The following is a 12,727-nucleotide window of genomic DNA, read 5'->3' as shown; positions in this document are numbered from 1 at the left end:
CGGCCTTATCTCTCCCGGGAAAAAGCGGGGCGCTTGGGAATACGGATGGTGAGGAGGATGTCGTCCTCCGTCTCCTCGCGGCCGCAGGCGGCGTCCACCCCGGCGTCCCGAATAATCTGGAGCCCCCGGTCCACGCTGTTCAAAAACAGCCGTACATCTTTTATGATGTAGGTCCGCCGGCCCGCCGGAGGCGTGGACTGCAGGGCGGCCAGCCGCCGCTCCACGTACTGCTCCGCCTGAGCCACGGTCAGCTGCTTTTCCGCCATGTGCCGTGCGGCCAAAAGCCGCTCGCTCTCGTCCTCCAGCCGCAAAAGGGTGCGGGCGTGGCGCTCCGCCAGGGCGCCGGAGATCAAAATCTCCCGGCAGGCGGGGGAGAGGCGCAGCAGCCGCAGCTTGTTGGCCACCGCCGAGGGAGACCGCCCCAGCAGGGCGGCGGCCTCCTCCTGGGTGGAGCCGGACTCTTTGATGTACGCGGCAATGGCGGCGGCCTCCTCAAAATAATGCAGGTCCTCCCGCTGGAGGTTCTCCACCAAGGCCAGCAGGGCGGACTGGCGGCTGTCCACCGCCGCCTCGATGCAGGGCACTGTCTCAAGACCCGCCAGCCTCGCGGCCCGAAGCCGCCGCTCCCCGGCCACCAGCTCCCAGCCGTCTCCCCGCCGCCGCACGGTGAGTGGCTGGAGGATGCCGTGGCGCCGGATTGAGGCCGCCAGCTCCCGCAGGGACGCCTCGTCAAAAAAACGCCGGGGCTGAGCGGGGTTGGGACGAATGTCCGCCGCCGGCAGGCGCAGGACCCGCCGTTCCTCCGCGCGCTCCATAGAACCGCCTCCTTTGTGTTGTTTGGGTTTTCTCTATTCTACATATAGTGGATGGAGAAGGCGGCTGGAATCTGTCGAAGGGGAGAAAAAAGAACCGCCGGCAGGCCTGCTTCCGCTTTATCCGCCCCTGCGCCGCGGGCGCTGGCCCCTTTCCGCCCCCCCCCGCACACGCTGTGGTCCGGTTTTCTGTCGGGTTATTTTTCAAAAGCAAACCGCCGCCCCGTCGGGGCGGCGGCTGCCGGATTTCACGGCTGGAATTTTGAAATCAGTCGCCGAAGAACTCGGCCAGAATGGCGTCGGCGTTCTCCACGATGGCGTCGTCCTCCGTCCCGGCCATGGTGGTCAGGGGGAAGGTCACCCTCATGCCGCTGAACCGGGCGTAAGCCTCCAGGAAGGCGGCCTTGTCGCCGGCGACGGCGAAGTTGGCGGGGTCAAAGGCTCCGTCCTCGTAAGCGGTGGCGATGCCGTTGGGCTGGGCCCAGCCGATGGCCAAGTGCGAACTCGTGGTCCGCAGGCCCGTCGGCGAAGATCGCTGGAGCGGCGGCAGGACTGCCGGCGCGGATGTGGAGGAAGTTCATCAGCTCGCCGCGGGTGTGCATCAGGGCCAGGGGGACGATGCCGTCTTCGATGGTGGCGCCGCCGTCATCATCGCCGGGGAGGGGGGTATCGCCGTCACCGCCGGTGGTAATGCCGCCGGGATTACCACCTGGTGATAATGTCCCCAATCTCATCCTCGGTCTCGATTACGGCAGCATCGGCTTCCTTCTTTGCGTCCTCGGCGTCTTCCTTGATCTTTTTAGCAGCATCCAGCTGGCCTTTGCTAGGCCCTGTTTGAAAAATGGTCTAGTCCCAATATTTTTGCGCCCCCCTTTTTAGGCGGTTTGCCTTTTACAGAATATTTGTCTAAACCGCTATTCGCCGATCCGGCCTATGCCGGCGCGGCTCAGACCGGGGCGGAGCATCCGTCTCCCCCTTCGCATAGGCATCCCTCCAATCCACCAAAATTTATGCGGAGTTCCGGGCATCCGGAACAAAACATACAACGTGTATCTTTTGCTGTCCTGCGGATAGCAAAAGATGCTTTGCGCCATGGCGCAAAGCATCTGATTACATCTGACCCGAGACTTGTCATGCTGTAACTGGCTGCCGCTCCAAACCGGAAAGACTCTTTGGCTTGCGTCACCACCTTTCACCGGCTTTGCCTTTATCGCGGGCACGATGCATCATATATTTCCAGGCGTGTCAAGCGAATCTTCAAAAAAATTTCTGAAGCTCCGTAGTCCACAAAAGAGACTCCCAGAAATTGAAAAAAGCACTCAATTCCCGCCTTCCGCGGGCCCCTGCCGGCAGGTAAAGGCATACCAGCCCTTTTGCTCCCGAGTCTCCAGGATCGTGAGCCCCGCCTCCCGCAGGCGCTCCGCCACCTCCGCCTCCCGGCCCTCGATGATGCCGGAGCAGAGGAACAGCCCGCCCTCTTTCAAAAAGCTCCGGGCCAGGGGAGCCAGGCCGATAATCACATCCGCCACAATGTTGGCCAGCACCACGCCGTACCCGCCGCCCAGGGACGCCCGCAGGTCCCCGTTCGCCAGCACGTCTCCCACCTCCACGGTGTAGACGTCCTTCCCGATGCCGTTGAGGGCGGCGTTCTCATAGGCCACGTCCAGACACATGCGGTCGATGTCCACCGCCCGGGCGGAGGCGGCGCCCAGCTTCAGCGCGGCGATGGACAAAATGCCGCTGCCGCAGCCCAGGTCCAGCACCCGCTCCCCACCGTGAATCTCCTTCTCCAGGGCGGTGAGGCACAGCCGGGTGGTGGCGTGGTCCCCGGTACCGAAGGTCAGGCCGGGGTCCAGGTACAGGGGCGCCCGCTCCCCGGGGTCTACGGTCTCCCACTTGGGCACCACCAGCAGCCGCTCCCCGATCTCGATGGGCTTGTAATACTGCTTCCAATTGTTCTCCCAGTCCTCGTCCGCCAGGTTGTCCAGGGACATGATGAGGCTGCCCCAGTCCTGCCCCTGAGCGCGCAGGCCCTCCAGAGCCAGTCGGACCTCTCCCAGCTTGGCGAAGCCCGCCTCGTCCGACTGGAGGTAGAAGGTCACCCGGGACAATCCCGCCATGCGGCGGGAGAGGTCCTCGTCCACATAGTCCCAGTACTGGCGGTTGTCCTCCAGAAACTCCCGGAACTCCGTCTCGTCGTCAATCACCACGCCGTCCACATCCAGGGAGGACAGCATGGCCTCCACCGGCTCCAGGCCGGCGTGGTTGGTATCAATATGTACTTCCAGCCAATTCAAGTGAGATGCCCCTTTCGTAAAATCATGGTCCGAATTTTTCAGGGGAGGCATGTCCCCAGAGGGCTGCGGCCCCCACAGCAGGGCCGGACCGGCAAAAACACCTGCCCCGTGGGCCTGGCACCCTGTGCAGGCCATTTTCCCGGGAGCGCCAGGGTCACCGGACAGTCCCCAGGAAAAACAGCGCCACGGTCCCCGGGCCTGAGTGGCTGCCGATCACCGGACCCACGTAGTTGATATGGATGTCCTTCGTCCCGAAGCGGCGGCGGACCTCCTCCGCCACGAACTCCGCGTCCGCAAGGCAATCCCCGTGGGAGATAAAGACGGTCTGCTCTCCCGGGTCTATGGCGGTCTTCTCCATCTCGTCCACTAGGGCCAGCAGGGAGGCCCTCCGGCCCCGGGCCTTGCCGACGGGGGTGAGATGGCCGCCGTCGTCCACGTGCATCACCGGCTTAATGGAGAGCATGGTGCCGAACAGCGCCGTGGCGGCGCTGATCCGCCCGCCACGTTTCAGGTGGTTCAGGTCGTCCACCGTGAACCAGTGGCAGATCCGCCCCCTGGTCTCCTCGGCAAAGTCCCGCACCTCCTCCAGCGTCCGCCCCTTTTTCCGCTCCCGGGCGCACAGCCACACCAAAAGGCCCTGGCCCAGGGAGGCGCACAGGGAGTCCACCACGTAAATTTTGGCCTCCGGGAACTCCTGCCGCAGGTCCTCCGCGGCGATGGAGGCGGACTGGAAGGTCGCAGACAGGGCGGAGGAAAAATTGACGCACAAAATGTCCCGGCCGGAGGCCAGAATCCTCCGCATCTCCGCCTCGAAGTCTCCCACACTGACGGCGGCGGTGGAGGCGCTCTCGCCGCCGCGTACCCGGCTGTAAAACTCCGGGAATCCGATGTCCCGCCCGTCCAGCCAGTTGCGGTATACCGCCTCGCCCATATGCAGGCTCAGAGGCAGGACCGACAATTCCTCCGCCATGGCGGCGGTGAGGTCGCAGCAGCTGTCCGTCATGATGGCAAATTCACGCATCCTGCCCACGCTCCTTCCTGGCTTTTTTCGCGGGCGCGGCGGCCTCCGCCGCCTGGTCGGTCTGCCGGCGCAGCAAGGTCACATAGCGGCTGCTGGCCACGCCGGCGGCGTAGCTCAGCAGGGCAAAGTGGATGGCGGCGTCCGCCAGATCCTCCTCGCCGCCGGGCCGGCTCTCCATCTCCCCGGCGGTGAGGTTCAGCGCCTTGTCCAGGCTGTCGCAGAAGGCGGCGTAGCCGTCCTGAACGGAGCGGTCCCCCTGGAGCTCCTGGCGGATCAGCAGGTCCATGTCCCGGGTGGACATGACCCGCTTCAAAACGCAGATCACGGTGAGGTACGCCAGGTGCTCCCGGCTGTACTTCTTGCCCTCCGCCCGGGGCACCAGGCCGCTTTTGGTGTAGTTGTTCACCATGGCGGCGGTGAGGCCGTCGTCCTCGTCAAAGCGGATGACCTGCCGGTCCATATAGCTGAGCACCTGGTCCATATACAGGGAAAAATCCGGCAGCTGGTCCCACTCCACGGGGCGCTGGGTCCGCAGCCGCTCCTGCAAAGAGGCTGAATCACACATGGCACAATACTCCTTCAAATAAATATCACCGGTATTTTATACGGTATTGTACCACGCAAACGTGGTTTTGTAAACCACATTTAACGGATTCCGAGATTATTTCCCCACGCAGAACCGGGAGAAAATGGCGGAGACGATCTCCTCCCTTGCCGTGCGGCCCGTCAGCTCGCCCAGGGCGTCCAGCGCCTCCTCCGCGTCGGCGAGGACGGCGTCAGGGGTCAGGCCGCTCTCCAGGGCGGCGCGGCCCCGGCGGAGGGCGTCTCTGGCGCGGCGGGCGGCGTCCTCCTGCCGCCGGTCCGTCAGAAGACCTCCGGCCTCGCCGGGATCTCCGGCGGGGAAGAGGTCCGCCACGGCCCTCTCCAGGTCCTCCATGCCCTCGCCGGTGAGGGCGGAGAGGGAGACATAGGCGGCGGGGCCCTTCCAGTCCGGGTCGCCGACGGCGCCGATGGACCCGGCGGTTTTCCCGGTGAGGTCCCGCTTGGAGGCCACAAAGATCCAGGGCGCGGGTCCCCGGCCCGCCTCGTTCAGCAGCTGGCAGAAGCCCTCCCAGTACGCTGGGGGCCTGGGCGTCTCCGGGTCTGCCAGGCTGTCGTCCACCAGGAGGATCAGCTCCGCCGTCTCCATGGCCTTTCGGGACCGCTCCACGCCCAGCTTCTCCACCGTGTCCTCCGTCTCCCGCAGGCCCGCCGTGTCGATCAGCCGCAGGAGCACCCCACCGCAGAGGACGGACTCCTCCACCGTGTCCCGGGTGGTGCCGGGGATGTCGGTGACAAGGCAGCGCTCATACCCCGCCAAAGCGTTCAAAAGGGAGGACTTCCCGGCGTTGGGCAGGCCCACAATGGCGGTGCGGACGCCCTTTTTCAGCACCTGTCCCCGGCGGCAGGCCGCCAGAAGGCGGGTGAGGGCGTCCTCTGCGGAGACCATGGCCCGGGCGATCTCCGCCGGGTTTACGTCCTGGATGTCCTCGTCGGGGTAGTCCACCACGGCGTAGAAGCGGCTGGCAATGTCCAGCAAGGTCTCCTGGATGGGCTCCAGTACCCGGCGGAGTCCCCCGTCCAGCTGGGCGGCGGCGTTGCGGGCGGCGGCGGCGGTCTCGGCGTCGATCAGGTCCACGACGGCCTCCGCCTGGGTCAGGTCCATGCGTCCGTTGAGAAAGGCCCGCTTGGTGAACTCCCCGGGCCCGGCCTGCCGCGCCCCGGCGGCGAAGAGGGCGGACAGCAGCTCCCGCAGCGCCGCGGGGGAGCCGTGGCAGTGGAGCTCGGCGGAGTCCTCCCCGGTGTAGCTGCGGGGGGCGGGAAAGCGGACGGCCATTCCCCGGTCAACGACCCGCCCCCGGCTGTCCAGCATCTCGCCCATCACCAGCTTCCGGGGCTCCTGCTCTTCGAAGGGGCGGCCGTTGGCGGGCCGGAAGACCCGGCCGCAGACGGCAAAGCACCCCTCTCCGGAGAGGCGGACGATGCCGATGGCGGAGGCGGCGGCTCCGGTGGCGATGGCGGCAATGAGCTCCATAAAATCATCTCCTTTTGGTCTCTTTTGTGATAAAGCCGTCAAAATACCCGGCAAAGGGCCCGGCCAGGGGCCCGCGATTTTGAAGCCTGCTGTAAATATAGAGAAGGATACCATATTCCTCCGGCAATCGCAAGGCGCGTTCCGTCTCCGGAAGAGCCCTGCCGCGTATTGCTCCTCTGCGATTTCGGATTTGCGGCCTTGCAGGGACGGGGCTCTGTTCCCGCCCGTTTTCCCAAAAGCGCCGGGGCAAACGGGCCGGGGCAGAGCCCCGCCCCTCCTCCTGCCTCCGGCGGCAGGCGGCCCGCAGGGAGGAAGACGCCCTCCAAAAAGCGGCGGGACAGGCATCCGCCCGTCCCGCCATTTTCACGCCTTGCCGGCAATAAGATTATTTGATCCGCTCTCCGGCGGCCTCCTTGGCCTTGATCTCCCGGACGGCGTCCTTGTGGCTCAGGTTCACCCGGCCCTTCTCGTCGATGTCGGTAACCTTCACCCACATCATGTCGCCGATCTTGCAGGCATCCTCCACCTTCTCAATGCGGTGGTCCGCCAGCTTGGAGATGTGGACCAGCCCGTCCTTGCCGGGGGCCAGTTCCACGAAGGCGCCGAAGGTCATCAGCCGCACCACGCGGCCGTAGTAGAGGGAGCCCACCTCGGGGACAAAGACAATGTCGTCAATGCACTTCTTGGCGGCGTCGCAGCTGGCGGCGTCCACGCCGGCGATGAAGATGGAGCCGTCGTCGTTGATGTCGATCTTGGCGCCGGTGTCGGCCACGATCTTCTGGATCACCTTGCCGCCGGAGCCGATGACCTCCCGAATCCTGGAGGGGTCGATGTGCATGGTCAGCATCTTGGGGGCGTAGCGGCTCACGTCCGCCCGGGGCTCCGCAATCGCCGGCAGCATGATCTGGTCCAGAATCTGGCAGCGGCCGTCGTAGGTAATGTCCAGGGCGTTTTTGATGATCTCCATGGTGAGGCCGTCGTTTTTCAGGTCCATCTGAATGGCGGTAATGCCCTTCTTGGTGCCCGCCACCTTAAAGTCCATCTCGCCGTGGAAGTCCTCCACGCCCTGGATGTCGATGAAGGTGGTGAAGGAGCCGTCGTCGTCCTGGATCAATCCGCAGGAGATGCCGGCCACAGGGGCCTTGATGGGCACGCCGGCATCCATCAGCGCCAGGGTGGAGCCGCAGACGGAGCCCTGAGAGGTGGAGCCGTTGGAAGAGACCACCTCGCTGACCACGCGGATGGCGTAGGGGAAGGTCTCCACATCGGGGATCACGGGCAGCAGCGCCCGCTCGGCCAGGGCGCCGTGGCCGATCTCCCGGCGGCCGGGGGAGCGGGCGGGCTTGGCCTCGCCCACGGAGTAGCCGGGGAAGTTATAGTGGTGCATATACCGCTTCTCCGTCTCCTCCCAGATGGTGTCCAGCTTCTGGTTGGCGGAGAGGGTGTCCAGGGTGACGGCGGAGAGCACCTGGGTCTGGCCCCGGGTGAAGAGGCCGGAGCCGTGGGCCCGGGGCAGAAGGCCGACTTCCGCGCCCAGGGGGCGGATCTCGTTTTTGGCGCGGCCATCCACACGGTGGCCCTCCAGCAGCCAGGCCTTGACAATCTTCTTCTGGAACTTGTAGGTGATCTCGTCCAGGTATTTGTCCATCTCGGGGAACTCTTCCAGGTACTTCTCATGCCAGCGCTCGATCATGGCGTTCCAGCGCTGCTCCCGGACGTTTTTGTCGTCGGTGTCCATGGCGGCCTTGGCCTCGTCCATGAAGTCCGCCGTGATGCGCTCGAAGAGGACCTGGTCGAAGTCGGCGTGGGGATAGTCAAACTTGGCCTTGCCGATCTCGCTGACCATGCGCTTGATGAGCTCCACCTGCTTCTGGTTCTCCTCATGGGCCAGCTGAATGGCCTTAAACATGGTGTCGTTGTCCACCTCGTTGGCGCCGGCCTCGATCATGACCACCTTTTTGCCGGTGGAGACCACGGTGACGTCCAGGTCGGAGACCTTGCGCTCCTCGCTGTTGGGGTTGAGGACCAGCCTGCCGTCCATCAGGCCCACCTTGAGAGCGCCCACGGGGCCGTTCCAGGGGATGTCGGAGATGGCCAGGGCGGCGGAGGTGCCGATGAGGGCGGCCACCTCGGGGGAGCAGTCGTGGTCCACGCTCATGACGGTGGCCATGATGGACACGTCGTTGCGGAAGTCGTGGGGGAACAGGGGGCGGATGGGCCGGTCGATGACCCGGCTGGTCAGCACGCCCTTCTCGCCGGGGCGGCCCTCCCGGCGGTTGAAGCTGCCGGGGATGCGGCCCACGGAGTAGAGCTTCTCCTCGAAGTCAACGCTCAGGGGGAAGAAGTCGATGCCGTCCCGGGGACGGGCGGAGGCGGTGGCGCACACCAGCACCCGGGTGTCGCCGTAGCCCACCATGACGGCGGCGTTGGCAAGCTCGGCCAGCTTCCCCACCTCCAGGGTGAGGGGACGGCCGGCCAGGTCCAATTCGTACTTGCGGTAGTTGGGGAACTGTCTCTTGGTGATAATGGTAGACATGGTCTTGCTCCTTTTTGTTTTGGATTCCGCGTGGGAGCCGGACCGTTTAGCACTTGAAAAAACGGCCGTTGTCCGGCCCCTTTTTCAACTGCTAAAGGGCTTGCGCGGCTCACACACGGGCTGGGGAAAAATGGAATCAGGGCGGCGGGTAAAACCGCGCCGCCCTGGATTCATTACTTGCGGATGCCGAGCTTCGCGATCAGGGCGCGGTAACGCTCGATGTCCTTTTTCATGAGATAGTCCAGCAGACTCCGGCGCTTGCCGACCATCTTCAAAAGGCCTCTGTTGGAGTGCTTGTCCTGGGGATTGGCACGCATGTGCTCGGTGAGCACGTTGATGCGCTCCGTCAGAATGGCGATCTGGACCTCCGGGGAGCCGGTGTCGGTCTCGTGGGTGCGGTTGGCGTCGATGATCGCGGTCTTTTGTTCCTTGCGCAGCATAGTGTATTTCCACCTTTCATAAAATGACCCGCGGTACTGTGCCCCGGGCCGGTGAAGCTCCGCGGGACAAAGTACAGGGGCGAAATCGCGGGCGCGGTTTTCCGCGCCTATCGAAATATATCACACATCCTTCCCATTGTAAAGAAGAAAATACGGATTCTGCATGGATTTTCCAGATGCAGGCCGGAAAATTCCGCCCAAAAGAGAGGCTTGACAGCGGCAGTCCGCCGTGTTATCCTAAGTGTACTAGTACAGTTAATACAGTTTGCGGCGGACAGACCGCCGCGGAAGGGAAGGTGAGCGGATGATCAGCCTGAACTACCGGGACTCCCGCCCGATCTACGAGCAGATCAAGGACGGACTGCGGAAGCTGATCGTCACAGGGGCCATGGGCCCGGATGAAAAGCTGCCCTCCGTGCGGGCGATGGCGACCCAGCTGTCCATCAACCCCAACACCATCCAGCGTGCGTATAACGAGCTGGAGGGAGAGGGGTACATCTACTCCGTGCCCGGCAAGGGGAGCTTTGCCACCGGCAGCGCCGGGGCGGATGAGGCCCGCCGGAAAGAGCTGATGTTCAGGGCCCGGGAACTGCTGGCGGAGCTGAAATACCTGGGCGTTTCGCAGGAGGAGCTGGCGGCGCTGGTCCGGGAGGAGCCGAAGATGCCGGGCGCCGCGGAGCAAAAGAGAGGGGGAGGACAACAATGATTGAAGTAAACGGCCTGACGAAGCGGTTTGACAGCTTCACGGCCCTGGATGCGGCCGCCGTCACGGTGCCCACGGGCAGCGTATACGGCCTGGTGGGCCCCAACGGCGCGGGCAAATCCACCCTGATCCGCCACCTGACGGGCATCTACCGCCAGGACGCGGGCACGGTGCGCATCGGCGGCGAGGATGTGTGGGAGAACGACGCGCTGAAAGCCCGGGTGGGCGTCATTCCCGACGACTGGTACTATTTCAGCCAGTCCACCATTCGGGACATGTGCCGCTTTTACCGCGGATTTTACCCCGGCTTTTCCATGGAGCGGTACGAGAAGCTGCGGGAGGTCTTCGGCATTGACGAGAAGCGGGCCATCCGCCGCCTCTCCAAGGGCATGCAGAAGCAGGCGGCCTTCTGGCTGGTGCTCAGCTGCATGCCGGACTACCTGATTCTGGATGAGCCGGTGGACGGCCTGGACCCGGTGATGCGGCGGCAGGTTTGGTCGCTGGTGATGGGGGACGTGAGCCAGCGGGGCACCACGGTGCTGGTGAGCTCCCACAACCTGCGGGAGCTGGAGGACGTGTGCGACCACGTGGGCATTATGGACCGGGGCAGGGTGCTGCTGGAACGGAGTCTGGCCCAATTGCAGGACAATATGGTAAAGCTCCAGGTGGTGTTTCAGGACGGCGTGACAGAGGTCCCGCCCGAGCTGCCGGTGCTTCACGCCTCGAAGATCGGCCGTATTCACACCTTAATTATGCGGATGAGCGCCCAGGAGGCCGCGGACCGGCTGGCGGCATACAGCCCGCTGCTGGTGGACGCGGTGCCGCTGACGCTGGAGGAGATCTTTATTTACGAGCTGGGAGGTGCGGACTATGCGGTCAAAGACATTGTACTTTAATAAAACATTGTTCCTGAAGGACCTCTCCAGGTTCTGGCCCCTGTGGGGCGGAGCGTCCTTCATCGGGGCGCTGTTCCCGCTGGCCATGCTGTCCAAGCTGCTGCGGTACGGCGGGTACGCCGGGGTTTCGGCGGGTGCGCCGCTGGAGATGACCAAGCTGTATTACGACGTTTTACAGGCCGCCGTGCCCGCGGTCTGCCTGCTGTACGGCCTTCTGTGCGCCATGGCGGTGTGGAACTACCTCTATAACGCACGCTCCGCCGGCCTGATGCACACCCTGCCCATCCGGCGGGAGGGGCTGTTTGTGACCAGCTTCCTGGCGGGGGCGGCCATGCTGCTAATCCCCTTTGCCGTCACCGGGACGCTGTGTGTTCTCACCTCGGCGGCCTTCGGCCTCTTCGAGCCGGTGGGACTGCTGGTGACCATTCTGGGCGTGCTGGGGGAGAGCTTTTTCTACTTCTCCAGCGCGACGCTTGCAGCCTTCATCACCGGCAACGCCTTCGCCATGCCGGCGCTGTACCTGCTGCTGCACTTCCTGGAGGCGATCCTGGACCTGCTGCTGTCCAACTTTGCCAGGGGCTTCATCTTCGGGTTCAGCACGGACTACACCGGCTTTCTGGAATTTCTGTCCCCCACGGTCTATCTCTACCGGAACGTGTCGATGGACGCAGAGTATCGGGAGATCGTCAATTCCGTCGGCGAGTTTGTCAGATTTGAGCTGGTTTCCGTCCGCATAGAGAACCTGTGGATCATCGCCGTGTACGCCCTGGCGGGGGTGGCGCTGCTGGCGTTTGCCTTCGCCCTCTACCGCCGCCGCCAGAGCGAGCGGGCCGGGGACGTGGTGGCCGTGGGCTGGATGCAGCCCTTCTTCCGGTACGGCGTGGCGGCCCTGGCCGCTCTGCTGGGAGGCCAGCTGATCTACAGCATGTTCTGGTATGACGAGTATTTCAAGGTGGCGCCCCTGGCGGTGGTCATGTTCCTGACCGGAGCCATCGGGTACTACGGAGCCTCCATGCTGCTGGCCAAGACTCTGCGGGTGTTCCGGGGCAGCTGGAAGGGCCTGGCCCTGGTGGCGGCGGGCATCGCGGTGGTCTGCGGCGCGCTGAAAATGGATGTCTTCGGCGCAGCGGGCCGGGTGCCGGAGATCAGCCAGATCCAGCGGGCAGAGCTCTACGTGGACAACAATAGCTACACCTTCTATCCCGGGGAGGAGGACGAACTGCTGGAACAGGTGCGGGCGGTCCACGCCGCCATCGCCGCGGACCGGGACTACATCCTGAACTCGAAGCAGTCCGATCTGTCCGTGCTTGCGGAGGATGCCCTGACCCATGCCAGCGTCAGCCTGACCTATATCACCACTGGCGGCCAGGAGGTGCAGCGAGTCTACTACATGCCCCTGACCCGGGACCGTCTGGGCCGGTCCGGCACCTACGACTATCTGCTGGACCAGCTGGTGAACAGCCAGGAGATGCGCCTCAAGCGCATTCACGCCAACGGCGACGGCTATGAGCCCGCCGGCGGCAGCATCTACCTCAACAGCCGGGACGAGGGCTACGACCTCAGCGACCGGGAGGCCGCCGCCATTCTGGAGGCGCTGACCCGGGACGCCGTGGCGGGCCGCTGGGGCCAGGTCAACTGGCTGGACACCCGTGAGGAGACCCAGGGCACCGCCTACGCCATGAGCCTGAGTCTCAGCTTCCGTCAAAGCCTGGAGCAGAACATGTTCAGGAATGACTGGATCGACATCAAGGTGCGGCCGGAGATGACCGCTGTCACCGCCTGCCTCATGGAGCTGGGCCTGGTGACAAGCGCGGACCTGGTGACCTACGCGGAGATGTACCCGGAGGAATACGGCGGGGAGTCGTCCCGGGTTCGGACTCCGTCGGCGGAGGCGGTCTGGCCGGAGACGGTCTCGGACTCCGTCATTCTTATGGGGACCACCGGCTGA

Annotated in this window: 11 protein-coding genes; 3 read left to right on the top strand and 8 right to left on the bottom strand. The window is 64.5% G+C overall.

The window, feature by feature from the left end; genetic code table 11:
* Positions 1-5: 5 nt before the first annotated feature.
* From C816_RS09905 to rpsO, 8 genes are all read right to left on the bottom strand, one after another.
* Positions 6-815 carry a ParB/RepB/Spo0J family partition protein gene (locus C816_RS09905; RefSeq protein ID WP_016322260.1) on the bottom strand — a complete coding sequence of 270 codons (810 nt, stop codon included), beginning with the start codon at positions 813-815 and terminating at the stop codon, positions 6-8.
* A gap of 265 nt (positions 816-1,080) precedes the next feature.
* Positions 1,081-1,308 (bottom strand): hypothetical protein, encoded by a 228-nt coding sequence (locus C816_RS09900; protein WP_016322259.1) that lies wholly within the window; start codon positions 1,306-1,308, stop codon positions 1,081-1,083.
* Between the two features lie 823 nt (positions 1,309-2,131).
* Positions 2,132-3,109, bottom strand: a complete 978-nt coding sequence (gene prmA / locus C816_RS09890; protein WP_016322258.1) for a 50S ribosomal protein L11 methyltransferase — start codon at positions 3,107-3,109, stop codon at positions 2,132-2,134.
* A gap of 154 nt (positions 3,110-3,263) precedes the next feature.
* Positions 3,264-4,130 carry a DegV family protein gene (locus C816_RS09885; RefSeq protein ID WP_016322257.1) on the bottom strand — a complete coding sequence of 289 codons (867 nt, stop codon included), beginning with the start codon at positions 4,128-4,130 and terminating at the stop codon, positions 3,264-3,266.
* Positions 4,123-4,695, bottom strand: coding sequence for a DUF1836 domain-containing protein (locus tag C816_RS09880; protein ID WP_016322256.1), 573 nt, complete (start codon positions 4,693-4,695; stop codon positions 4,123-4,125). Before C816_RS09880 ends, C816_RS09885 begins: the two co-directional genes overlap by 8 nt.
* Positions 4,696-4,791: 96 nt before the next feature.
* Positions 4,792-6,204 (bottom strand): tRNA uridine-5-carboxymethylaminomethyl(34) synthesis GTPase MnmE, encoded by a 1,413-nt coding sequence (gene mnmE, locus C816_RS09875; RefSeq protein ID WP_016322255.1) that lies wholly within the window; start codon positions 6,202-6,204, stop codon positions 4,792-4,794.
* Between the two features lie 385 nt (positions 6,205-6,589).
* Complete coding sequence (locus tag C816_RS09870; protein WP_016322254.1) at positions 6,590-8,740, bottom strand: polyribonucleotide nucleotidyltransferase; 2,151 nt, start codon at positions 8,738-8,740, stop codon at positions 6,590-6,592.
* Between the two features lie 173 nt (positions 8,741-8,913).
* Positions 8,914-9,180 carry a 30S ribosomal protein S15 gene (rpsO, locus tag C816_RS09865; protein ID WP_016322253.1) on the bottom strand — a complete coding sequence of 89 codons (267 nt, stop codon included), beginning with the start codon at positions 9,178-9,180 and terminating at the stop codon, positions 8,914-8,916.
* A gap of 304 nt (positions 9,181-9,484) precedes the next feature.
* Between rpsO and C816_RS09860 the strand changes: the two genes are divergently transcribed.
* From C816_RS09860 to C816_RS09850, 3 genes are read left to right on the top strand one after another with little or no spacing between them, the layout of a single operon-like run.
* Positions 9,485-9,886, top strand: coding sequence for a GntR family transcriptional regulator (locus C816_RS09860; RefSeq protein WP_016322252.1), 402 nt, complete (start codon positions 9,485-9,487; stop codon positions 9,884-9,886).
* Positions 9,883-10,779, top strand: a complete 897-nt coding sequence (locus C816_RS09855) for an ABC transporter ATP-binding protein (protein ID WP_016322251.1) — start codon at positions 9,883-9,885, stop codon at positions 10,777-10,779. The genes C816_RS09860 and C816_RS09855 overlap by 4 nt, the downstream gene beginning before the upstream one ends.
* Positions 10,754-12,727 carry an ABC transporter permease gene (locus C816_RS09850; protein WP_016322250.1) on the top strand — a complete coding sequence of 658 codons (1,974 nt, stop codon included), beginning with the start codon at positions 10,754-10,756 and terminating at the stop codon, positions 12,725-12,727. Before C816_RS09855 ends, C816_RS09850 begins: the two co-directional genes overlap by 26 nt.

This window comes from Oscillibacter sp. 1-3, assembly GCF_000403435.2.
Lineage (GTDB): Bacteria > Bacillota > Clostridia > Oscillospirales > Oscillospiraceae > Oscillibacter.
The sequence above is the reverse complement of the archived record's forward strand: the minus strand, read 5'-3'. Positions and strand labels throughout refer to the sequence as shown.

Coding starts and splice junctions, on each gene's coding strand:
- C816_RS09860 (WP_016322252.1), top strand. CDS start 9,485: ATGATCAGCCTGAACTACCGGGACTCCCGCCCGATCTACGAGCAGATC.
- C816_RS09880 (WP_016322256.1), bottom strand. CDS start 4,695: ATGTGTGATTCAGCCTCTTTGCAGGAGCGGCTGCGGACCCAGCGCCCC.
- rpsO (WP_016322253.1), bottom strand. CDS start 9,180: ATGCTGCGCAAGGAACAAAAGACCGCGATCATCGACGCCAACCGCACC.
- C816_RS09855 (WP_016322251.1), top strand. CDS start 9,883: ATGATTGAAGTAAACGGCCTGACGAAGCGGTTTGACAGCTTCACGGCC.
- C816_RS09870 (WP_016322254.1), bottom strand. CDS start 8,740: ATGTCTACCATTATCACCAAGAGACAGTTCCCCAACTACCGCAAGTAC.
- C816_RS09850 (WP_016322250.1), top strand. CDS start 10,754: ATGCGGTCAAAGACATTGTACTTTAATAAAACATTGTTCCTGAAGGAC.
- C816_RS09905 (WP_016322260.1), bottom strand. CDS start 815: ATGGAGCGCGCGGAGGAACGGCGGGTCCTGCGCCTGCCGGCGGCGGAC.
- C816_RS09885 (WP_016322257.1), bottom strand. CDS start 4,130: ATGCGTGAATTTGCCATCATGACGGACAGCTGCTGCGACCTCACCGCC.
- mnmE (WP_016322255.1), bottom strand. CDS start 6,204: ATGGAGCTCATTGCCGCCATCGCCACCGGAGCCGCCGCCTCCGCCATC.